At 49.8% G+C, this 22187-nt stretch carries 18 protein-coding genes and 1 pseudogene; 13 read left to right on the top strand and 6 right to left on the bottom strand.

Annotated features, from left to right (window positions below):
• Positions 1-283 precede the first annotated feature (283 nt).
• The 7 genes from D9738_RS03565 to yjiA all read left to right on the top strand — a co-directional run bounded on the left by D9738_RS03565 (position 284) and on the right by yjiA (position 7797).
• Positions 284-1231, top strand: coding sequence for a 4-hydroxyproline epimerase (locus D9738_RS03565; RefSeq protein WP_130259570.1), 948 nt, complete (start codon positions 284-286; stop codon positions 1229-1231).
• The gene (locus D9738_RS03560; RefSeq protein WP_130259569.1) at positions 1228-2337 is read left to right on the top strand and encodes an FAD-dependent oxidoreductase; all 1110 of its coding nucleotides are present in this window, start codon (positions 1228-1230) and stop codon (positions 2335-2337) included. The genes D9738_RS03565 and D9738_RS03560 overlap by 4 nt, the downstream gene beginning before the upstream one ends.
• On the top strand, positions 2334-2597 hold the full coding sequence (locus tag D9738_RS03555; RefSeq protein ID WP_000017085.1) for a (2Fe-2S)-binding protein: 264 nt from the start codon (positions 2334-2336) through the stop codon (positions 2595-2597). The genes D9738_RS03560 and D9738_RS03555 overlap by 4 nt, the downstream gene beginning before the upstream one ends.
• Positions 2578-3843, top strand: a complete 1266-nt coding sequence (locus D9738_RS03550; protein WP_130259568.1) for an FAD/NAD(P)-binding oxidoreductase — start codon at positions 2578-2580, stop codon at positions 3841-3843. Before D9738_RS03555 ends, D9738_RS03550 begins: the two co-directional genes overlap by 20 nt.
• A 502-nt stretch (positions 3844-4345) precedes the next feature.
• Entirely contained in the window at positions 4346-6496 is a 2151-nt protein-coding gene (gene btsT, locus D9738_RS03545) for a pyruvate/proton symporter BtsT (RefSeq protein ID WP_001309197.1), read from the top strand.
• A gap of 130 nt (positions 6497-6626) precedes the next feature.
• Entirely contained in the window at positions 6627-6830 is a 204-nt protein-coding gene (locus D9738_RS03540) for a YbdD/YjiX family protein (protein ID WP_000467859.1), read from the top strand.
• A 10-nt stretch (positions 6831-6840) separates the two neighbouring features.
• Positions 6841-7797, top strand: coding sequence for a GTPase (gene yjiA / locus D9738_RS03535; protein ID WP_001314406.1), 957 nt, complete (start codon positions 6841-6843; stop codon positions 7795-7797).
• Positions 7798-7880: 83 nt separating this feature from the next.
• Here yjiA and D9738_RS03530 read toward each other — a convergent pair whose 3' ends face one another.
• Positions 7881-8072 carry an antitoxin gene (locus tag D9738_RS03530; protein WP_000063145.1) on the bottom strand — a complete coding sequence of 64 codons (192 nt, stop codon included), beginning with the start codon at positions 8070-8072 and terminating at the stop codon, positions 7881-7883.
• Positions 8073-8111: 39 nt separating this feature from the next.
• On the bottom strand, positions 8112-9080 hold the full coding sequence (locus tag D9738_RS03525; protein ID WP_130259567.1) for a hypothetical protein: 969 nt from the start codon (positions 9078-9080) through the stop codon (positions 8112-8114).
• A gap of 141 nt (positions 9081-9221) precedes the next feature.
• On the opposite strand from D9738_RS03525, the gene D9738_RS03520 reads away from it, so the two are divergent.
• From D9738_RS03520 to symE, 4 genes are all read left to right on the top strand, one after another.
• Positions 9222-11654, top strand: a complete 2433-nt coding sequence (locus tag D9738_RS03520) for a DEAD/DEAH box helicase family protein (RefSeq protein WP_130259566.1) — start codon at positions 9222-9224, stop codon at positions 11652-11654.
• Between the two features lie 66 nt (positions 11655-11720).
• Complete coding sequence (locus D9738_RS03515) at positions 11721-13190, top strand: type I restriction-modification system subunit M (protein ID WP_001499274.1); 1470 nt, start codon at positions 11721-11723, stop codon at positions 13188-13190.
• Positions 13190-14938: a restriction endonuclease subunit S gene (locus D9738_RS24710; protein ID WP_165383315.1), complete on the top strand. Its 1749-nt coding sequence runs from the start codon at positions 13190-13192 to the stop codon at positions 14936-14938. The genes D9738_RS03515 and D9738_RS24710 overlap by 1 nt, the downstream gene beginning before the upstream one ends.
• 220 nt (positions 14939-15158) lie before the next feature.
• Positions 15159-15500, top strand: coding sequence for an endoribonuclease SymE (gene symE, locus D9738_RS03500; RefSeq protein ID WP_130259565.1), 342 nt, complete (start codon positions 15159-15161; stop codon positions 15498-15500).
• Between the two features lie 46 nt (positions 15501-15546).
• Here symE and D9738_RS25015 read toward each other — a convergent pair whose 3' ends face one another.
• From D9738_RS25015 to D9738_RS03490, 3 genes and pseudogenes are all read right to left on the bottom strand, one after another.
• Positions 15547-16710, bottom strand: a complete 1164-nt coding sequence (locus D9738_RS25015) for a DUF1524 domain-containing protein (protein WP_135386886.1) — start codon at positions 16708-16710, stop codon at positions 15547-15549.
• 47 nt (positions 16711-16757) lie between these two features.
• Positions 16758-17640: pseudogene (locus tag D9738_RS25010) on the bottom strand (DUF262 domain-containing protein).
• 96 nt (positions 17641-17736) lie between these two features.
• Positions 17737-17901, bottom strand: a complete 165-nt coding sequence (locus D9738_RS03490; RefSeq protein ID WP_105287040.1) for a DUF1127 domain-containing protein — start codon at positions 17899-17901, stop codon at positions 17737-17739.
• Between the two features lie 176 nt (positions 17902-18077).
• Here D9738_RS03490 and D9738_RS03485 point away from each other — a divergent pair, with 176 nt between their 5' ends.
• Entirely contained in the window at positions 18078-19490 is a 1413-nt protein-coding gene (locus D9738_RS03485; protein ID WP_130259563.1) for a PLP-dependent aminotransferase family protein, read from the top strand.
• 242 nt (positions 19491-19732) lie between these two features.
• On the opposite strand, the gene D9738_RS03480 is transcribed toward D9738_RS03485, so the two are convergent.
• A complete protein-coding gene (locus D9738_RS03480; RefSeq protein ID WP_130259562.1) occupies positions 19733-20689 on the bottom strand; it encodes an Rpn family recombination-promoting nuclease/putative transposase in 957 nt (318 codons plus the stop codon).
• Positions 20690-20873: 184 nt separating this feature from the next.
• On the opposite strand from D9738_RS03480, the gene D9738_RS03475 reads away from it, so the two are divergent.
• Positions 20874-22154, top strand: coding sequence for a DUF445 domain-containing protein (locus tag D9738_RS03475; RefSeq protein WP_130259561.1), 1281 nt, complete (start codon positions 20874-20876; stop codon positions 22152-22154).
• The last annotated feature ends 33 nt before the right edge of the window (positions 22155-22187 follow it).

Here is a 22187-nt window from a genome sequence, read left to right as displayed (position 1 = left end):
ATGTTTATTAACCTTTAGTTAACATGACAAGTACTGAAAGCGCATTTTGCGATCCTTCCGTGTATTTCCACTTTCCGTTGCTCTCACTACTGACGAACGCTTGTTCTTGGTCTAACACATCACTAACAAGATGATTAATATTAAAAAAGTATGACCGCTCCTGGTGTCGCGAAATAATTCACTGTGCTGATTTCGTCATTTCCCTTGCAGAAACCCTTCAAGCGATAAAGTTGCAATTACGCCAGCATTTAGAAACATTTCGTTAACCACATGGAGCCAAAGCATGCATGTTCCTCACCAAATCACTGAACTCAGGGCTATCGACTCCCATACCGGAGGCGAGCCGACCCGGTTGATTATTGATGGCTTTCCCGATCTCGGTAGCGGCAGCATGGCCGAACGGCGCGAACGTTTTGCCCGGGAATTTGACAGTTGGCGCAAAGCCATAATTCTTGAGCCACGCGGTAACGACGTGCTGGTCGGCGCGCTACTGTGTGAGCCGGTTTCCCCTCATGCCACGGCGGGTGTCATCTTTTTCAATAATGCTGGATACCTGAATATGTGTGGGCACGGCACTATCGGGCTTGTTGCTTCACTGGCCTGGTTAGATCGTATTAAACCAGGCGTTCATCGCATTGAAACCCCTGTTGGAGATGTAAACGCCACATTGCATGACGATGGCAGTGTGTCAGTTGAAAACGTTCCGGCCTGGCGCTGGCAAAAACAGGTAAGTGTGGAAACGGCGGTGGGTACAGTTACAGGTGATATCGCCTGGGGTGGCAACTGGTTTTTTCTTATTAATGATCATCCATTTGATATTGTGCCGGAACAAATCCCGCAGTTAACTGAATACGCCTGGGCGGTACGGGAAGGACTCGATAATGCGGGTATCGTCGGTGAAAATGGTGGCATTATCGATCATATCGAACTTTTTGCCGATGACGATCAGGCGGATAGCCGTAGCTTCGTCCTTTGCCCTGGCAAAGCGTGGGATCGTTCTCCCTGTGGCACAGGTACCAGCGCCAAGTTGGCCTGTCTGGCAGAGGACGGAAAACTCGCCCCCGGCGATATCTGGCGCCAGGCCAGTATTATTGGTAGCCAGTTTACGGCTCACTATACCCGCCATGGCGAGAAGATTATCCCCACCATTCGTGGAGAAGCCTGGGTATGCGGCGACAATCGCCTGCTCCTTAATCCGGACGATCCCTTCTGCTGGGGGATTAGCCTGTGAACAGCACGGAGGTCATTGTCATCGGCGCAGGCATCATCGGGGCCGCCTGCGCATGGCAACTGGCAAAACGAGGGGTGAGAGTCACGTTAATTGACGACGGCCGAGCCGGAGCTACAGCTGCAGGAATGGGGCATCTGGTCTGTATGGATGATGATCCCGCAGAACTGACGCTCTCTGCCTGGTCGCTGGAACTGTGGCGCACGTTGACGCCTCAGTTACCACAAAGCTGTGCCTGGCGCGGCTGTGGCACATTGTGGCTGGCGGAAACACCAGAAGAACTGGAAATTGCCCGAGAGAAGCAGCGACGTCTGGCATCGCAGAAAGTAAACAGCGAAATGCAAAGCACCGCACAATTGGCCGAGCGAGAAGTTATGCTACGCCCGGGGCTATCCGGCGGGTTATGGGTGCCGGGCGATGGCATCGTCTATGCCCCAAACGTTGCCCGTTGGTTTATTGCCAATGCGGGCGATAAGCTGACACATCTGGTTGATCCCGCCATTCGTCTGGAAGAACCAACAGTGACATTACAGAGCGGTCGCCAATTACGCGCCGACGCGATCGTCATCGCCAGTGGTCTGGGGGCCAATACGTTACTGGGGGAGCCATGGCTGCGCGCGAAGAAAGGCCAACTGGCGATTACTGATCGCTATGGCCCACTGGTCAATCACCAACTGGTTGAACTTGGCTACGGCGCCAGTGCTCACGGCGGCGGCACGTCAGTGGCCTTTAATGTGCAGCCTCGTCCCACCGGCCAACTGCTGGTTGGCTCTTCACGTCAGTTCGATAACCTGGATCGAGAACTGGACCTTCCACTCCTGGCCGCGATGCTGTCCAGAGCGCAACACTTTCTGCCGTCTCTGGCAACGCTCAATATTATTCGTTGCTGGAGCGGTTTTCGCGCCGCCTCGCAGGATGGTAATCCCCTTCTCGGCCCGCATCCTTCCCGTGCTGGCGTCTGGCTGGCTCTTGGTCATGAAGGGCTTGGCGTGACCACTGCCCCCGCCAGCGCATCGCTGTTAGCCGCACAGTTGCTGGGTGAACGCAGCCTCGTATCTCCTGCCCCCTGGCTACCCGCCAGACTTATCTCCCTGGAGGCCAGCGCATGAGTGGCACCATTCGAATTTTTATTGCCGGACAGCCCTGGTTTGTCCCGACGGGTATTAGCGTAGCGGCGGCACTGGCCTTAACTGATAACCCCATTACGCGCCTTTCGGTGAGCGGGCAACCACGTACGCCCTTCTGCGGCATGGGCGTTTGCCAGGAGTGTCGGGTGAGCGTTAATGGTCGTCGGGTACCAGGTTGTCAGACCCTTTGCCAGCCAGACATGCAGATTGAAAGGAGCGGATATGCAGACCTTACAGTGTGACATTTTAATTCTCGGTGCAGGCCCGGCGGGGCTATCAGCTGCTCTGGCCGCAGCAAAGTGCGATAAGCAGGTCATCATTCTTGATGATAATCCGCGTCCTGGCGGTCAAATCTGGCGCGATGGCCCACAAAGTCAGCTTCCTCCACTGGCCCGCCATTACCGCGATGCCGTTGCCAACGAATCGCGGATTCGTGTGCTCAACGGAGCGAGGTTAATCGCCCGCCGCAGCGAAAATTGTGTACTGTTCGAAACTGCAGAAGACTACGGCACAGTAAGCTGGAATAAGCTGATTCTCTGCTGCGGTGCTCGTGAACTTGCATTACCGTTTCCAGGCTGGACGCTGCCCGGTGTCAGTGGCGCGGGTGGGTTACAGGCACAAGTGAAACAGGGGCTGCACATGGCGAATCAAAAAGTGGTTATTGCCGGAAGCGGGCCACTATTACTGGCCGTTGCTGACAACGTTCGCCGTGCCGGAGGCGAAGTGGTGGCGATTGTGGAACAAGCCCCACGCGCAGCGCTATTGCGCTTTGGCCTCGGGCTATGGCGTTGGCCGGGTAAGCTGCGCCAACTGGCGACACTATTTCCTCGTCGTTATCTCAGTGCAAGCCAGGTTATCGCTGCTCACGGCGACGCCACATTGCGTGCTGTCACCCTCCGACACAATGGTAGGGAAATCACACTGCCATGCGACAAATTGGCTATTGGCTATGGTCTGGTGCCTAATCTTGAACCAGGGTTGTTCTTCAATTGTGTCATCAGCAATGATGCCGTGCAGGTGGATGAACTTCAGCGAACCTCGGTTAAAAACATCTATGCAGCCGGTGAATGTACTGGATTTGGTGGCAGTGAACTGGCGCTGATAGAAGGTGAGATAGCCGGACTTTGTGCGGCCGATCGCGCCCATGAAACCAGGTTTCTGCAACAAAAACGTGCCGGGTGGCAGCGCTTCGCCCTTGCACTTCATAAAACCTTTGCCCTGCCCGAAAGTCTCAAGCGCGTTGCGACACCAGAAACGCTGCTTTGCCGCTGCGAAGACATTCGCTGTAGCGATGTAGAGCAAGCACAAAGCTGGCTGCAGGCCAAATTAACGACCCGCTGCGGCATGGGAGCCTGCCAGGGGAGAACCTGCGCCGCTACCGCTCGATGGTTGTACGGCTGGCCATTACCGCAACCGCGAGAACCCCTTTCCCCCTCTCGCAGCGAAACGTTAATTGCCCTGGCGCACCAGCCACCTTCACCACATTAAATCCCTGATAAGGATTTGACGTTAATGGCTTATCCGGTCTGGTAAATCTTACAAATTCAATACATTGCAGAATCTATCCAGGCCAGATAAGCGTGGCGCATCTGGCAATTATTGAGGCGCAAACGAGAAATCTATCCAGGCAAAAAAAATTCGTGATCTCAATCACATATTCACCTAATGAATAATTCTTGCCCAACCGCTCACCGCCATTCCTGACCGCTTACGTCCCTAATATAACCACTCAGTTATTTACCTTACTTTACGCGCGCGTAACTCTGGCAACATCACTGCAGGATAGCGGTCAATTTACCTCCTCAAACGCAACGCAAACCTAGAACGGCTTCGGCCTATGATTAACAAATTACTCTATGGATTTTGGTTTGCAGGAAGGCAGCAAGTGAGTGAATCCCCTGTCACTTACAAAAGTAAGTGACAGGGGTGAACGAACGCAGCTGCCGCACCCGTAAGCCAAAAGACGACGAGTAAAATGCCAGGTTTTACTATGGATACGAAAAAACTATTCAAGCACATACCCTGGGTGATTCTCGGAATCATCGGTGCATTCTGCCTCGCGGTAGTTGCATTACGTCGGGGGGAGCACGTCAGCGCCCTTTGGATCGTGGTCGCCTCTGTGTCGGTGTATCTGGTGGCGTATCGCTACTACAGTCTGTACATCGCCCAGAAGGTGATGAAACTCGACCCCACGCGCGCGACGCCTGCGGTTATTAACAACGACGGTCTGAACTACGTTCCGACCAACCGTTACGTGTTGTTTGGTCACCACTTCGCCGCTATCGCCGGTGCTGGTCCGCTGGTCGGTCCGGTTCTCGCCGCGCAGATGGGCTACCTTCCTGGCACGCTGTGGCTGCTGGCGGGGGTAGTGCTGGCCGGTGCGGTACAGGACTTTATGGTGCTGTTTATCTCCTCTCGCCGTAACGGCGCATCTCTTGGTGAGATGATCAAAGAAGAGATGGGGCCAGTACCGGGAACTATCGCGCTGTTTGGCTGTTTCTTAATCATGATCATCATCCTTGCCGTCCTGGCGCTGATTGTGGTTAAAGCCCTGGCCGAAAGTCCGTGGGGTGTCTTCACCGTTTGCTCAACCGTACCGATTGCGCTGTTTATGGGTATCTACATGCGCTTTATTCGTCCGGGGCGTGTGGGTGAAGTCTCTGTCATTGGTATCGTGCTGCTGGTTGCCTCTATCTACTTCGGTGGCGTGATTGCTCACGATCCGTACTGGGGTCCGGCACTGACCTTTAAAGACACCACCATTACCTTCGCGCTGATTGGCTATGCGTTTGTTTCCGCACTGCTGCCGGTGTGGCTGATCCTCGCACCGCGCGACTATCTGGCAACCTTCCTGAAAATCGGCGTTATCGTCGGCCTGGCGCTGGGTATCGTGGTGCTGAACCCGGAACTGAAAATGCCTGCGATGACCCAGTATATTGACGGTACTGGCCCGCTGTGGAAAGGCGCTCTGTTCCCGTTCCTGTTCATCACCATCGCCTGTGGTGCGGTATCTGGCTTCCACGCGCTGATCTCTTCCGGCACGACGCCGAAACTGCTGGCTAACGAAACCGACGCGCGTTTTATTGGCTACGGCGCAATGCTGATGGAGTCCTTCGTGGCGATTATGGCGCTGGTTGCTGCGTCCATCATCGAACCGGGTCTTTACTTCGCGATGAACACACCGCCTGCAGGCCTTGGCATCACCATGCCTAACCTGCATGAAATGGGTGGCGAGAACGCGCCGATCATCATGGCGCAGCTGAAAGACGTTACCGCACACGCGGCAGCGACTGTCAGCTCCTGGGGCTTCGTGATTTCGCCAGAGCAGATCCTGCAAACCGCGAAAGACATTGGTGAGCCTTCTGTCCTGAACCGTGCAGGTGGTGCGCCGACGCTGGCGGTAGGTATCGCTCACGTGTTCCACAAAGTGCTGCCGATGGCTGACATGGGCTTCTGGTATCACTTCGGTATTCTGTTCGAAGCCCTGTTCATCCTGACCGCGCTGGATGCGGGTACCCGTTCTGGCCGCTTTATGCTGCAAGACCTGCTGGGTAACTTCATCCCGTTCCTGAAAAAAACCGACTCTCTGGTTGCCGGTATCATCGGTACTGCGGGCTGTGTGGGTCTGTGGGGCTACCTGCTGTATCAGGGCGTGGTCGATCCGCTGGGCGGCGTTAAGAGCCTGTGGCCGCTGTTCGGTATCTCCAACCAGATGCTGGCAGCCGTGGCGCTGGTACTGGGCACCGTTGTGCTGATTAAGATGAAGCGCACCCAATACATCTGGGTAACTGTTGTTCCGGCTGTATGGCTGCTTATCTGCACCACCTGGGCGCTGGGTCTGAAACTGTTCAGCACCAACCCGCAGATGGAAGGCTTCTTCTACATGGCGAGCCAGTACAAAGAGAAGATTGCTAACGGTACTGACCTGACGGCGCAGCAGATTGCCAACATGAACCACATCGTTGTGAACAACTACACCAACGCAGGCCTGAGTATTCTGTTCCTGATTGTGGTGTACAGCATCATCTTCTACGGTTTCAAAACCTGGCTGAAGGTGCGTAACAGCGACAAACGTACTGACAAAGAAACACCGTACGTTCCAATCCCGGAAGGCGGCGTGAAGATCTCTTCGCACCACTAATCGGTTGCCGGATGCGCTGCGCGTATCCGGCCTACAAAGTGTCTATCGTAGGCCGGATAAGGCGTTTACGCCGCATCCGGCAAATCCCCAGCCCGGACCTTCCGGGCTTTACGCATATCTGGAAGGCAAAATGTTTGGTAACTTAGGACAGGCAAAAAAATATCTCGGCCAGGCGGCGAAGATGTTGATTGGCATTCCAGACTACGACAACTACGTCGAGCATATGAAGACCAACCATCCCGACAAGCCGTACATGAGCTATGAAGAATTCTTCCGCGAACGCCAGAACGCGCGCTACGGCGGCGATGGTAAAGGCGGTATGCGCTGTTGTTAATGGAGAGAGAATGAACCCGATTGCAGTTACCCTACTCACCGGTTTTTTAGGCGCAGGAAAAACCACCCTGCTGCGCCATATTCTTAACGAACAACACGGCTACAAGATTGCCGTGATTGAAAACGAATTCGGCGAAGTCTCCGTTGATGATCAACTGATTGGCGACCGCGCCACGCAAATAAAAACGCTGACCAACGGCTGCATCTGCTGTTCGCGCTCCAACGAGCTGGAAGACGCCCTACTCGACCTGCTGGATAATCTCGACAAGGGCAATATTCAGTTCGACCGTCTGGTCATTGAATGCACCGGCATGGCCGATCCCGGCCCGATTATTCAGACCTTTTTCTCCCATGAAGTTTTATGCCAGCGTTACCTGCTGGACGGAGTGATTGCGCTGGTGGATGCGGTACATGCCGATGAGCAGATGAACCAGTTCACCATCGCCCAGTCACAGGTTGGCTACGCCGACCGTATTCTGCTGACTAAAACCGACGTCGCAGGCGAAGCAGAAAAACTGCGTGAACGCCTGGCGCGCATCAACGCCCGTGCACCGGTCTACACCGTCACCCACGGCGACATCGACCTGGGCCTGCTGTTCAACACCAACGGTTTTATGCTGGAAGAAAACGTCGTCAGCACCAAGCCACGTTTTCACTTTATCGCGGACAAACAAAACGATATTTCGTCGATTGTGGTGGAACTGGATTACCCGGTAGATATCAGCGAAGTTTCCCGGGTGATGGAAAACCTGCTGCTGGAATCGGCAGATAAACTGCTGCGTTACAAAGGGATGCTGTGGATTGACGGCGAACCTAACCGCCTGCTGTTCCAGGGCGTCCAACGCCTCTACAGCGCCGACTGGGACCGCCCGTGGGGCGATGAAAAACCGCATAGCACGATGGTGTTTATCGGGATTCAGCTGCCGGAGGATGAGATTCGGGCGGCGTTTGCGGGGTTGAGGAAGTAATCGTGAAAGGTTGAGTGTAAAGCAACCCAATGCCCTATTTAGCGGCGGGGGAAACAGAACGACGTGCTCCCCTCCGCTAAGTTTTATTGCGCGTGAATACCTGGATCTGGCAAAAAATTGCCGCGTTTGGCGTCAGACCATGCTTCGCTACCAGAAGCAGGAATGTCGCTGTAATCAATGTCTTCATCGGATTTATTAACCAAAGCCATGAGTTCAGCTTCTTGCTGCACATCAAGTGTGTAGAGTGTGCCCCGTTTATGTTTAACCATGCTCATTTATGACCAGAACCTTTACGATTTAATTATAAAGATGACTTATTTCAGCCATCCAGGCACGTTATATTCTGAGACATTCTCAATGGAATATGCATCTCTCCTGTCAGAACCTTTCTTACATTTCAACTCATCAAAACCCCATTTACCCTCTCTATTGGAATAAAATACAGTATATTTATCGGTATTAAACCCGAAATATCTTTCATCCGGACGTGAAATATTCAACTCTCCACATTTAACCTGACTGCGCCATTCAAAATCTATGGTGCTTTTTAAAACGTAGTACGAAATACCTTCTACATTTTTTGAAGCAAAAACTACTAAAATAGTAGATACTATAAATGCTCCGGCAAGTATAAATAACCTATACACGCTTAATTTAGTCCCCAGAGTTAAAAAAGCAAAATAGATAATAAGTTGCATTAACATGAAGAAGAGCAACATAAAAACCATCCCTTTCCAGAAATACTCAACCCATGGAGTTAGCGTAATGTTTAGATTACTCAAACTTAAAAATAAACTGGAAGCATAACTACTTGTGAATAAATATATAATTGGCATGACTGCTATAGTCACAGACCTAATAATCATTAATTTTTTATTTTCTTTAAACTCTAACTCTAATATAATAAAAATACCTCCCAGAAAAACAAATAATGAAAAAGCACTAAAAATATATACAGAGGCACTGACTGGAAAAATATTAATTGAAAGCACAAAAAACAAAAATATAAACCATGCAATAAGTGAACACCAGGCAGCACAACTATTCAACCTGTTTTTATTACTGAACTTAACAAAATACCCCATATATTCTGTAATGCGATTTTCTTCCACTAATGCATAAAGAAGAATACCAACAAAGTACAGAGATAAAATAATATCTTTCCACAGATATTTATAAGGGAGAAGTATAAAACCAAGGAGTAGATAAATTAGCAGAATGACATCTAATGCCTTAGTACAAAAATATTGTTTCACTCCTTGCAAGAACCGAACATTCCCCATATGAATCCTTATCCTACTATTGATGAAACTCAAGAATACCTTTAAAACAGTGACTTAACGCTGATAATACTCTTTGAACAGATGAATTCATCTATTTTTCTGTGTAGAATTTGCGCATCGCATTTAGATGAGAACACCCCCATGGCGGAACTGAACCTAAGTAACCTGACGGAAGCAGACATCATTACCAAATGCGTTATGCCAGCCATTCTCAATGCAGGCTGGGACAACACAGCGCAAATCAGACAGGAGGTCAAACTCCGGGACGGTAAAGTCATCGTACGTGGTAAAGTTGCGGCACGCAGAACGGTAAAATCTGCTGACATCGTGCTGTACCACAAGCCAGGCATTCCCTTAGCCGTGATTGAAGCAAAAGCCAACAAACATGAAATTGGCAAAGGGATGCAACAGGGCATTGAATATGCGCGCCTGCTGGACGTTCCTTTTGTTTTTGCCACCAACGGTGATGGCTTTATCTTCCGCGATGCCACCGCAGCCGAAGGTGAATGCCTTGAAAAGCAAATAACGCTGGATGACTTCCCCTCCCCCGCTGAACTCTGGCAAAAATTCTGCCTCTGGAAAGGATACACACAAGCTCAGCTTCCGGTGATTACTCAGGACTATTACGACGATGGCAGCGGTAAATCGCCACGTTATTACCAGCTTCAGGCAATCAACAAAACCATTGAAGCCGTCTCCAACGGGCAAAACCGCGTTCTGCTGGTCATGGCGACCGGAACAGGGAAAACCTATACCGCATTCCAGATCATCTGGCGCCTGTGGAAATCAAAAAATAAAAAACGCATTCTGTTCCTTGCCGATCGCAACATTCTGGTCGACCAAACCAAAAATAATGATTTCCAGCCATTTGGTACGGCAATGACCAAAGTCAGCGGACGCACCATTGATCCCGCTTATGAAATTCACCTCGCGCTCTATCAGGCTATAACTGGCCCGGAGGAAGACCAAAAAGCGTTTAAACAAGTCGCACCAGATTTCTTCGATCTGATCGTGATCGACGAATGCCATCGCGGCAGCGCATCCGAAGACAGCGCCTGGCGAGAGATCCTTGATTATTTCAGTTCCGCCACCCAAATTGGCTTAACCGCCACGCCAAAAGAGACGCATGAAGTCTCCAGCACGGATTACTTCGGCGATCCGGTTTACGTCTACTCGCTAAAAGAAGGGATCGAAGACGGCTTCCTCGCCCCTTATAAAGTTGTCCGTGTTGATATTGATGTCGACCTGCAAGGCTGGCGCCCAACCAAAGGGCAAACTGACTTAAACGGCGAAGTGATCGACGATCGTATCTATAACCAGAAAGATTTCGATCGCACGATGGTAATCGACGAACGCACAGAACTGGTTGCCAGAACCATTACCGACTACCTCAAGCGCACCAATCCGATGGATAAAACCATCGTCTTCTGTAACGACATCGATCATGCAGAACGTATGCGCCGCGCCCTGGTTAATCTCAACCCGGAGCAGGTGAAAAAGAATGACAAATACGTCATGAAAATCACCGGCGATGATGAGATTGGCAAAGCTCAGTTGGATAACTTCATCAACCCGAAAAAACCGTACCCGGTTATCGCGACCACTTCAGAGCTGATGACCACCGGTGTGGATGCTAAAACCTGCAAACTGGTAGTACTGGACCAGAACATCCAGTCGATGACCAAATTCAAGCAGATTATCGGTCGTGGTACACGCATCGACGAACGTTACGGCAAACTCTGGTTTACCATCCTCGACTTTAAAAAAGCCACCGAACTGTTTGCCGATGAGCGTTTCGATGGCATTCCCGAAAAAGTCATGGATACCACACCAGAGGATATCGCCGATCCAGAATCTGATTTTGAAGAGAAACTCGAAGAAATCAGCGAACATGACGACGAACAGGTAACAGGCGTTGATGAACCGCCTGCGCCACCATACCAGGTTACCGATACCGATGATGTCGGCCCACTTCCGGAAGAAGACGAGAAGAAAATCCGCAAGTTTCACGTCAACGGTGTCGCGGTGGGCGTTATTGCGCAGCGTGTTCAGTATTACGATGCCGACGGTAAACTGGTTACCGAATCTTTTAAAGATTACACCCGCAAAACACTGCTCAAAGAATATGCCTCGCTGGATCACTTTACCCGCAAGTGGCAGGACGCCGATCGCAAAGAAGCGATCATTCACGAGCTGGAGCAACAGGGGATCATCTGGGAAGTACTGGCAGAAGAAGTCGGTAAAGATCTCGACCCATTCGACATGCTTTGCCACGTAGTGTATGGTCAGCCGCCGTTAACCCGCAAAGAGCGCGCCGAGAACGTGCGCAAGCGGAACTACTTCACAAAATACTCTGAAGCAGCGCAAGCCGTGCTCGATAATCTGCTGGATAAATACGCCGATGCGGGCGTACAGGAGATCGAAAGTATTCAGGTGCTGAAACTTAAACCATTCGACAGCATGGGCACCTTACCGGAGATTATTAAAACCGGATTTGGCGACCGTAACGGGTATAATCAGGCGCTCAGCGAGCTGGAAAACGAAATCTACCAATTACCGCCCCGCTCTGCTTAACAACTCTCTTTTGCGCCTTCTGCAACCATCATGTTGCAGAAGGCCTTGTTTTTCATGGAATACAACATGTCTATCAGTTCAGTAATCAAATCATTACAAGATATTATGCGCAAAGATGCCGGTGTGGACGGCGATGCGCAGCGTCTCGGTCAGCTCTCCTGGCTGCTGTTTTTGAAAATCTTCGATGCCCAGGAAGAGGCGCTGGAACTGGAGCAGGATAACTATCAATATCCGATCCCACAGCGTTATTTGTGGCGCAGTTGGGCCGCAAACGCGCAGGGCATTACCGGTGATTCCCTGCTGGAATTCGTTAATGATGATCTGTTCCCGGCGTTGAAAAACCTCACTGCGCCTATCGATAAAAACCCACGCGGCTACGTGGTAAAGCAGGCGTTCAGCGATGCCTATAACTATATGAAAAACGGTACGCTACTGCGTCAGGTGATCAACAAGCTGAACGAAATTGACTTTACCAGCGCCAGCGAACGCCATCTGTTTGGTGATATTTACGAACAGATCCTTAAAGATCTGCAATCTGCGGGCAATGCTGGCGAATTCTATACTCCACGCGCCGTCACTCGCTTTATGGTGGATCGCGTTGATCCGAAACTCGGCGAATCCATTATGGACCCGGCTTGCGGTACGGGGGGTTTTCTTGCCTGCGCGTTCGATCATGTAAAGAACAAATACGTGAAGAGCGTCGCCGATCATCAGACGCTGCAACAACAGATCCACGGTGTTGAGAAAAAACAGCTTCCACACCTGCTGGCGACCACCAATATGCTGCTGCACGGCATTGAAGTACCGGTACAAATTCGTCACGACAACACCCTGAATAAACCGCTTTCCTCCTGGGATGAGCAACTGGATGTCATTGTTACCAACCCGCCATTTGGTGGCACGGAAGAAGACGGTATTGAGAAGAACTTTCCGGCAGAGATGCAAACCCGCGAAACGGCGGATCTGTTCCTGCAACTGATTGTGGAAGTGCTGGCGAAAAACGGTCGTGCGGCGGTGGTATTGCCGGATGGCACGCTATTTGGTGAAGGCGTTAAAACCAAAATCAAAAAGCTGCTTACCGAAGAGTGCAACCTGCATACCATCGTGCGTTTACCGAATGGTGTGTTTAACCCTTATACCGGCATTAAAACCAACCTGTTGTTCTTTACCAAAGGTCAGCCAACCAAAGAGATTTGGTTCTATGAGCATCCGTATCCGGCGGGCGTGAAAAATTACAGTAAAACCAAGCCGATGAAGTTTGAAGAGTTTCAGGCGGAAATCGACTGGTGGGGGAACGAGGCCGATGGTTTTGCCAGCCGCGTCGAGAATGAGCAGGCGTGGAAAGTCAGCATTGATGACGTGATTGCGCGTAACTTCAATCTGGATATTAAAAACCCACATCAGGCGGAAACCGTCAGCCATGATCCAGACGAACTGTTAGTGCAGTATGCAAAACAGCAGGCGGAGATCCAGACGCTGCGTAATCAACTGCGCGATATTCTTGGCGCTGCGCTGTCTGGCAAGGAGGTTAACTAATGAGTGTGGAAAAGCTGATCGTTGATCATATGGAAACCTGGACCTCGGCGTTGCAAACCCGTTCCACCGCCGGGCGCGGCAGTTCCGGAAAAATTGATTTATATGGCATTAAGAAATTACGTGAGCTGATTCTGGAACTGGCTGTGCGCGGTAAACTGGTGCCGCAGGATCCGAATGATGAACCAGCGTCGGAGCTGCTTAGAGGAATGAAAAAGCAGCAAGAAGACTTAATTAAAGAAAGAAAGATTAAAAAACCGAAAAAGCTTCCGTCAATAGATGGAACTTTAGAATCAATTTCCGTGCCGCAAGGATGGGAGTTGTGTTATCTGAATGATATTGGCGATTGGGGGGCTGGAGCCACACCAAATCGTACAAATTCTGGATACTACGGTGGAGATATTCCATGGTTTAAATCTGGTGAATTATCTGAAGATTACATAACCGATTCAGAAGAACATATTACAGCATTGGCATTAAAAGAATGTTCCTTACGCGACAACCAGCCTGGGGATGTATTGATTGCAATGTATGGGGCTACAATAGGCAAAACATCAATACTCAACTCTCGTTCAACAACTAATCAAGCCGTCTGCGCTTGTACCCCTTTCGATGGTTTATCAAATCAGTATCTGTTGATCTTCCTTAAGGCTAGTAAGAAAGTATTTACAGCCATGGGAGCAGGTGGAGCGCAACCTAATATTTCTAAGGAAAAAATCGTTGCCACCCTGTTTGCATTACCACCTCTCAATGAACAATTGAGAATTGTAAAAAAGGTCGAGCAACTCATGTCCCTATGCGACCAACTGGAACAGCAATCCCTGACCAGTCTGGACGCACATCAGCAACTGGTTGAAACCCTGTTGGGAACGCTGACTGACAGCCAAAACGCCGAGGAACTGGCTGAAAACTGGACGCGTATTAGCGAGCATTTCGACACCCTATTTACCACCGAAGCCAGCGTGGATGCGTTAAAACAGACCATTCTGCAACTGGCCGTAATGGGTAAACTTGTGCCGCAGGATCCGAATGACGAACCAGCCTCTGAACTGCTCAAACGAATTGCGCAGGAAAAAGCTCAACTGGTGAAAGAAGGAAAAATAAAAAAACAAAAACCGTTGCCGCCAATTAGCGATGAGGAAAAACCGTTTGAACTGCCGGAAGGGTGGGAGTGGTGCAGAATATCTGATGTTGCAATGTTTGCGACCTCAGGTTCACGTGACTGGGCAAAATATTACGCCCAAAGTGGAGCTCTATTCATTACGATGGGCAATTTATCGAAAGACACATATAATTTGAGAATGGATAATCTACGTTATGTAAATCCTCCTGAAGATGGAGAGGGAGTAAGAACAAAACTTGAAGCATTTGATTTACTTATTTCTATAACAGGTGATGTTGGTAACCTTGGGCTAATTCCAGATAATTTTGGATTAGCCTATATTAATCAACATACTTGTCTCTTAAGATTTTTGCCCTCATGTAGAAATTTTTACTTCCCAGAGCTAATGCGTTCACATCTTGCAAGATATCAATTCAATGCACCTCAGAGAGGAATAAAAAACAGCTTCCGCTTAAGTGATGTGGAGAAAATGATCATTTCTCTGCCACCATATAATCAACAATTTATTATTGCTGAAAAAATAAAAGAACTGATGAATATTTGCGATGATTTGACATCTCAAATAAAAACCGCCAAACAAACCCAACTGCACCTTGCAGATGCACTCACTGACGCGGCGATAAACTAATTTTCTCGCCCTCATAAAACCAATAAAGCGGCTAAATAGCCGCTTTATTCACATCACCAAAAATTATATTTTACGCTAATTTTCATCTTATTTTCATTAATTTTTAGCTGGACTTTCCCCATATTTACTGATGATATATCCAGGTATTTAGCGCGGTACGGATGTGCGCCAACACACCCGCACCGCTAATCACAATCACTATTTTCAAGGAATAGCAGTTATGACTGACACGCATTCTATTGCACAACCGTTCGAAGCAGAAGTCTCCCCGGCAAATAACCGTCAATTAACCGTGAGTTATGCGAGCCGCTACCCGGATTACAGCCGTATTCCCGCCATCACCCTGAAAGGTCAGTGGCTGGAAGCCGCCGGTTTTACCACCGGTACGGCGGTAGATGTCAAAGTGATGGAAGGCTGTATTGTCCTCACCGCCCAACCACCCGCCGCCGAAGAGAGCGAACTGATGCAGTCGCTGCGCCAGGTGTGCAAACTGTCGGCGCGTAAACAAAAGCAGGTGCGGGAATTTATTGGGGTGATTGCGGGTAAACAGAAAGTCGCCTGATACATTGACCCGGTAGCGCCAGTGCTACCGGGTATTATTCGCCGCGTTAGACCAACGCGCTCTCCATTTGTTTTTCAAATGCCTGACGAATTAATCCCATAATGTAAGGAAGTTGTGCGAGGTCGCTGAAACCAATTTCCACATCGCCATTACCCCAGCGCCCAACATTTGTCACATCTTTGGCAATACCTTTCGGATCGACCAGTTCATGAAACTGCATATTAAGCGACAATCGAAGTCGGCTTTTTTGCGGCACAACATCAACAAAATTCGTTTCAGCTTTAAACGCAATATACAGTTTTAAAACTTCCTGCGTGATCCCTGCGTCCAGGCGCATAACTTCATCGCGAAGATGATCGAATAACACCCGGCTATGCGAACCATCAGCAAGAAAAGGAAAATCATTCAGGCTGTAATTGGTTTTGTTCTCCGGCTGACCTCGATAAACAGCTAAAACCTCTTCAGGAAGAGAAGGCGCTTGCCAGACCTGAACCGCGAGATTGGCCAGACGATCGGCACGGGCGCGAATGGCGGCTTCATCCCATTTTTCGCACTGTCCAAGACCGATATTCAAATAGAGCGGGCTATGTTTAAAGCCGTCTTCAATATCGCGTTTTTCCGCGAAAGGTCTGTCACTGTAGCGGGAGTTATAGCGCGTTAAAGTGAGATTCCCCAACGTATGTAACAGTTCTTTATGCACACGCTGCCAGTCGCTTCCCAGCTCTTCACGCCATTTAGCCGACAAATTTTCGTTCTGCGGCATAATATGTTCAATCGTAAACTCTTCCACGCGCTCTCTGCGTTTATCGTTTTCCAGTCGTCGTAACCAGTAGCTGCGACTGCGGAAGTTATAGAGATCGCGAACTTTTAATTCCCGTTTAAATTCATCATCGTTGGGGAAACGACGATATGAAGGCAGATTCAGAAAATGTACCTGAATACTTTCCAGATATTTTTCTTTATTAATGACCTTATAAAAAGTAGCAAACGTCTTGTTAAGAGAATTTGTCGGAATCGCACATACTGCACGGCGGAAAACATAAGATTCAATTAAACGAATTATGCTCAGGAAATCTTCGTGAAACAAAACGCCATTTTTATAGTCATGATAAAGCGCCAGTAAGAAAGGATACGCCACATCGACCTTTAACTCGCGCAAATCCTGAAAAGCCGTAGCAAGCGATTTGTCACTTTCTTTTCCCAATGCCATTGCACAGTAATACTCCGCGTAGATGTGAATATCTTCAACCAGCCGATCTACGCCTTTTTCGGCAATACGCTGGCTGCGGGCATGGAGTTTAAATGCCTCATAGACTTCATCTGTCCGAGGGATCTCCCCCGTTTTTACCGTCAGATAATGACGCATAAAACTGTCAAAATATTCGCTGTAACCTTGCTGACCAAAGGCGACTTCCATGGGTCGCCAGTGATCTTCATACAACTGGGTTTGATGCTCTGGTTCGAGGCCCATCAGAATAAAATTGCGCACCAGATCGGCCTGACTTAACGCCTTACCGGTGGAGTTCATACTTTCAAAAATCAGTTGCGGATTATCCTGATCACGATTAAGCGCCACATCGACAATTAATAACTTTGCTAACCCTCGACATAAGGGGATCAAGTCATCACCGAGTTTGGCAATTTGCTCATCAAAGAAAGTAAAATTTTCCATTATTCGATGGGAATAGTTTTCTGGCATTGGTCTTTGTTTTATTAACGCCAGCAAACTGTCTTTATCAGTCTCGGTCAGCAGTAATTTAAATCCTTTCTCGCCGGACTCATAAGGATTGAGCAAATAATAATTACGCAATTTCATTGCTGAAAAGCCATCAAAAACTTCGTCTTCGCCAAGATGGCGCGATAAAGCCTCAATCAGCAACATTGCGGTCGTCAGCCGTTGTTGACCATCAATGACCAGTAACGGAGAAATACCAGAAACCTGATACAACCCCTGCTCAATATAAACAACCGAACCGATAAAATGCGCTGATATATCGTCACGCTTTCCAGCACGAATAATGTCGTCCCAAAGTTGCCGACATTGTTGCCCGGTCCATGAATAGGTGCGTTGATAAATGGGAATAACAAACTGCTGCGAACGTTTTAAAAAATCGAGTAAGCGGGCTTCTGTTGCTTTCATTCTGACGTCTTTCCGTGAAGCGATGATTTCGCAATAATAACCACTTCCTTGTGGAGGTTATAGAGAAATCCAGTTTATCCGCGACGAATTGCCCCCTCACTCCACATCCTCCCTGCGTAGCCCAATATCCCTCAACCGTTCATCACTCATCTGCTGTAACACCCGCCGAGTCTGCTTTTTCAGCCACCAACTCCTCACCGCCTGCCAGAGTTGCACAAGTCCGATAAACGGCGCTTTAGCTTTGTTTTCGTGAAATTCCATCAGCTGCCTCCTCATCTTTCAGAGGCTTCATCATCCGCCTTCTGGCAGCTCACAATACAGATGCAAATATTACTTTTATTTAACATACAGACAGGTTAAAACAGCATCTGCATCCGGTTTTTTAGCCTCATCTGTACCGGTTTTTCTCTCTGTATGGTCCAAAGAAGGAATACAGCATGACGCGTTACCAACATCTGGCGACTCTGCTTGCCGGGCGGATTGAGCAAGGGCTGTATCGTCACGGGGAGAAATTGCCGTCGGTGCGCAGCTTAAGTCAGGAGCACGGCGTCAGCATCAGCACCGTGCAGCAGGCGTATCAGACGCTGGAGACGATGAAGCTTATCACTCCGCAACCACGTTCGGGTTATTTTGTCACGCAACATAAAGCCCAGCCGCCAGTGCCGCCAATGACACGTCCGGTGCAGCGCCCGGTGGAAATTACCCAGTGGGATCAGGTGCTGGATATGTTGAAAGCGCATAGCGACAGTTCTATTGTTCCGTTCAGTAAAAGCACGCCGGATGTCGAAGCGCCCAGCCTGAAACCGCTCTGGCGGGAGCTAAGTCGGGTGGTGCAGCATAATCTACAAACCGTTCTCAGCTATGATTCATTAACCGGTCAACGGGTATTGCGCGAGCAGATTGCCCGACTGATGCTCGACAGCGGCTCGGTGGTCACCGCTGATGACATTGTCATCACCAGCGGCTGCCATAACTCGATGGCGCTGGCGTTAATGGCAGTGTGTAAACCAGGCGATATCGTCGCGGTCGAATCGCCCTGTTATTACGGTTCGATGCAGATGCTGCGTGGCATTGGCGTGAACGTGATTGAAATCCCGACCGATCCAGAAACTGGCATCAGCGTTGAAGCGCTGGAACTGGCGCTGGAACAGTGGCCGATTAAAGGCATCATTCTTGTGCCAAACTGTAATAATCCGCTGGGATTTATTATGCCGGACGCGCGCAAACGGGCCGTTCTCTCTCTCGCTCAGCGTCATGATATTGTGATTTTTGAAGATGATGTCTACGGCGAGCTGGCAACGGAGTATCCGCGCCCGCGGACCATTCACTCATGGGATATCGACGGTCGGGTGCTGCTGTGCAGCTCGTTCAGTAAAAGCATTGCGCCCGGCCTGCGCGTGGGCTGGGTCGCGCCGGGACGTTATCACGATAAACTGCTACATATGAAATACGCCACCAGCAGCTTTAACGTACCGTCCACGCAAATGGCGGCAGCAACGTTTGTACTGGAAGGTCACTATCATCGCCATATCCGGCGTATGCGGCAGAACTATCAGCGCAATATGGCGCTTTATACCTGCTGGATACGGGAATATTTTCCCTGCAAAATCTGTATTACGCGCCCGAAAGGCGGATTTTTACTGTGGATAGAATTGCCTGAACAGGTCGATATGGTCTGCGTCGCGCGGCAGCTGTATCGCATGAAAATCCAGGTGGCGGCAGGCTCGATTTTCTCAGCTTCCGGCAAATACCGTAATTGTCTGCGCATCAACTGCGCTTTGCCGCTCAGAGAAACCTATCGCGAAGCACTGAAGCAAATTGGCGAGGCCGTGTATCGGGCAATGGAATAATTTCGAAATAGTGGCGAAACACCTGATTTACTCTCACGAATCACCTGTAACTCGTTTTATCTCTGCTGGGCCATCGCCACGTTCCAGCATGGCTTAGGCAAATTGCGCTTCGTTCATGCCGGATGCCATGTGAACGCCTTACCAGGTCTACAAAATCTTTAAAGTTCAATATATTGAATGGGTTATGTAGACCTGATAAGCGTAGCACATCAGGCAGCTTTGCGTTTGTCATCGGCCTCTGATTAGTACTCGATCCATGGATCGCGCTTGCTTTCAGGCAAGGGCTGATCTAATGCCTGCATTTGCTCTGCCGAAAGTCCGGTAATCTTTTGTATCCATTCAGGATCCGCCCCATTCTGCAACAACAATCGGAGGAGGCTCTGTTCCCCTTCTTCTTTCCCTTCTTTCCTCCCCCTCTCCCTTCCCAACAGCCATCCATCATTATGAATTCGCTCTGCAATGGTCATTATTCGCTCCCTGTGTTGTGGCATTCGACTGGTTAGTTCGCTGATAAACTCTTTAAAACTCGCTTCATCGCCAGCCAGTAAAATGTAATTTAACAGCGCGGTTATCTGGCTGTCATTAGCGCACTCTGTAACCAGTAATACTACCAGTTGGTCGATAAGCCCCATTAGATCGCGCTGGCGAATATGCTTTTGGATCAACTCCAACAGGGCGACTCTGCGATGCTGCACAATCTCGTCGTCTGGCACGACAGTGATATCCACCAGCGGGAACGCGGCGTTATAAAGCTTCCGTGCGGTAGTTGGGTCGGCAAATTCGTCCAGCCAGCACAGGGACCAGGGATAAGGACTACGGCTACCGTGATAAAACAGCATCGGGATGACCAGCGGTAGCGACCGGCGTTTATCATGCTCGATATGGCGCTGCATCACCGCCATGGAATAGCGCATCAGGCGAAACGCCATATGAATGTCCTCGCGGCTCTGATGTTCAATCACCACATAGATATAGCCATCGCCTTCGCGGGTCTTTACCGACCATAAAATATCGGAGTGTAGCGCCCGCAATTTTTCATCGACAAAGCTGGCAGATTCCAGTTTTAAGGTGTCGAGATCGCACAGTTCACGTAAATCTTTGGGTAAGTGGATCTCCATAAAATCCCGTGCGGTATCAGGATGTGTGAGAAAAGATTTAAATAATGCGTCATGCGGCGTGCTGGTCGTGAAGTTTGTCATGGCGATCCGTCACCTGTTGATAAGATGGCCCGACTTTAGCGACTAACAAAACCATTCTCACCTGGCAATTTCCCATTCCCCGAGGCACTTTCCAGGCTATTTTTGTTCTCCTGCAAGCGATACATTTTTATGGAAGATATCTCGCTTTTTGCGTTTTCTTACCGTCAGGCTCTATTCTTACGATATGAATAAAATCATTGAACTCCGACGCGCCAAAATGCTGGCGCTCTCTTTGCTGCTCGTTGCTGCCGCGACTTTTATCGTTACGCTGTTTTTGCCGCCCAACTTTTGGGTGAGCGGCGTGAAGGCGATTGCCGAAGCGGCGATGGTCGGCGCGCTGGCGGACTGGTTTGCGGTGGTGGCGCTGTTTCGCCGCGTGCCGATTCCGATTATTTCTCGCCATACGGCGATTATTCCGCGTAATAAAGACCGGATTGGCGAAAATCTCGGCCAGTTCGTGCAGGAAAAATTTCTCGATACTCAATCGCTGGTAGCGCTAATCCGGCGTCATGAACCGGCGTTGTTAATCGGCAACTGGTTTAGTCAGCCGGAAAATGCCCGTCGCGTTGGACAGCATCTGTTGCAGATCATGAGTGGTTTTCTCGAACTGACCGATGATGCGCGTATTCAACGTCTGCTTAAGCGCGCGGTGCACAAGGCGATCGATAAAGTGGATCTTTCCGGCACCAGTGCATTGATGCTGGAGAGCATGACCAAAAACGATCGTCATCAGGTACTGCTGGATACGTTGATCGCACAACTGATCGCCCTGCTTCAGCGCGATAAATCGCGCAAGTTTATTGCCCAGCAAATTGTTCGCTGGCTGGAGAGCGAGCATCCGCTGAAAGCCAAAATTTTGCCCACTGAATGGCTGGGCGAACACAGTGCGGAGTTGGTTTCTGACGCCGTGAATTCTTTGCTTGATGATATCAGCCGCGATCGCGCACATCAGATCCGCCATGCGTTTGATCGCGCTACCTTCGCGCTGATCGAGAAACTGAAAAACGATCCGGAAATGGCGGCGCGGGCCGATGCCGTGAAAAGTTATCTGAAAGAAGATGAAGCATTTAACCGCTATATTGGTGAATTGTGGGGAGATTTGCGGGAGTGGTTGAAAGCGGATATCAACAGCGAAGATTCTCGCGTGAAAGAACGCATCGCGCGAGCGGGGCAGTGGTTTGGCGAGACGTTAATTGCCGATGATGCCCTGCGCGCCTCGTTAAATGGTCATCTGGAACAGGCCGCGCACCGCGTCGCGCCAGAGTTTTCAGCATTCCTGACTCGCCACATTAGCGATACGGTAAAAAGTTGGGATGCGCGGGATATGTCCCGGCAAATCGAGTTAAATATCGGCAAAGATCTCCAGTTTATCCGCGTTAACGGCACGCTGGTCGGCGGTTGTATTGGGCTGATATTGTATTTGTTGTCGCAGATCCCGGCCTTGCTACCCTTCAGCAATTTTTAGGAAGCGATAAAAATTATGCCAGGGGCGAACTGA

Origin of the sequence: Escherichia sp. E10V5, from assembly GCF_004212315.1 — a bacterium.
In the GTDB taxonomy this organism is placed as follows: domain Bacteria; phylum Pseudomonadota; class Gammaproteobacteria; order Enterobacterales; family Enterobacteriaceae; genus Escherichia.
The sequence above is the reverse complement of the archived record's forward strand: the minus strand, read 5'-3'. Positions and strand labels throughout refer to the sequence as shown.

Excerpts from the sequence above, each read along its gene's own strand:
- D9738_RS03565 (WP_130259570.1), top strand. The coding sequence starts at position 284 with ATGCATGTTCCTCACCAAATCACTGAACTCAGGGCTATCGACTCCCAT.
- D9738_RS03555 (WP_000017085.1), top strand. The coding sequence starts at position 2,334 with ATGAGTGGCACCATTCGAATTTTTATTGCCGGACAGCCCTGGTTTGTC.
- D9738_RS03550 (WP_130259568.1), top strand. The coding sequence starts at position 2,578 with ATGCAGACCTTACAGTGTGACATTTTAATTCTCGGTGCAGGCCCGGCG.
- btsT (WP_001309197.1), top strand. The coding sequence starts at position 4,346 with ATGGATACGAAAAAACTATTCAAGCACATACCCTGGGTGATTCTCGGA.
- D9738_RS03540 (WP_000467859.1), top strand. The coding sequence starts at position 6,627 with ATGTTTGGTAACTTAGGACAGGCAAAAAAATATCTCGGCCAGGCGGCG.
- yjiA (WP_001314406.1), top strand. The coding sequence starts at position 6,841 with ATGAACCCGATTGCAGTTACCCTACTCACCGGTTTTTTAGGCGCAGGA.
- D9738_RS03530 (WP_000063145.1), bottom strand. The coding sequence starts at position 8,072 with ATGAGCATGGTTAAACATAAACGGGGCACACTCTACACACTTGATGTG.
- D9738_RS03525 (WP_130259567.1), bottom strand. The coding sequence starts at position 9,080 with ATGGGGAATGTTCGGTTCTTGCAAGGAGTGAAACAATATTTTTGTACT.
- D9738_RS03520 (WP_130259566.1), top strand. The coding sequence starts at position 9,222 with ATGGCGGAACTGAACCTAAGTAACCTGACGGAAGCAGACATCATTACC.
- D9738_RS03515 (WP_001499274.1), top strand. The coding sequence starts at position 11,721 with ATGTCTATCAGTTCAGTAATCAAATCATTACAAGATATTATGCGCAAA.
- D9738_RS24710 (WP_165383315.1), top strand. The coding sequence starts at position 13,190 with ATGAGTGTGGAAAAGCTGATCGTTGATCATATGGAAACCTGGACCTCG.
- symE (WP_130259565.1), top strand. The coding sequence starts at position 15,159 with ATGACTGACACGCATTCTATTGCACAACCGTTCGAAGCAGAAGTCTCC.
- D9738_RS25015 (WP_135386886.1), bottom strand. The coding sequence starts at position 16,710 with ATGGCATTGGGAAAAGAAAGTGACAAATCGCTTGCTACGGCTTTTCAG.
- D9738_RS03490 (WP_105287040.1), bottom strand. The coding sequence starts at position 17,901 with ATGGAATTTCACGAAAACAAAGCTAAAGCGCCGTTTATCGGACTTGTG.
- D9738_RS03485 (WP_130259563.1), top strand. The coding sequence starts at position 18,078 with ATGACGCGTTACCAACATCTGGCGACTCTGCTTGCCGGGCGGATTGAG.
- D9738_RS03480 (WP_130259562.1), bottom strand. The coding sequence starts at position 20,689 with ATGACAAACTTCACGACCAGCACGCCGCATGACGCATTATTTAAATCT.
- D9738_RS03475 (WP_130259561.1), top strand. The coding sequence starts at position 20,874 with ATGAATAAAATCATTGAACTCCGACGCGCCAAAATGCTGGCGCTCTCT.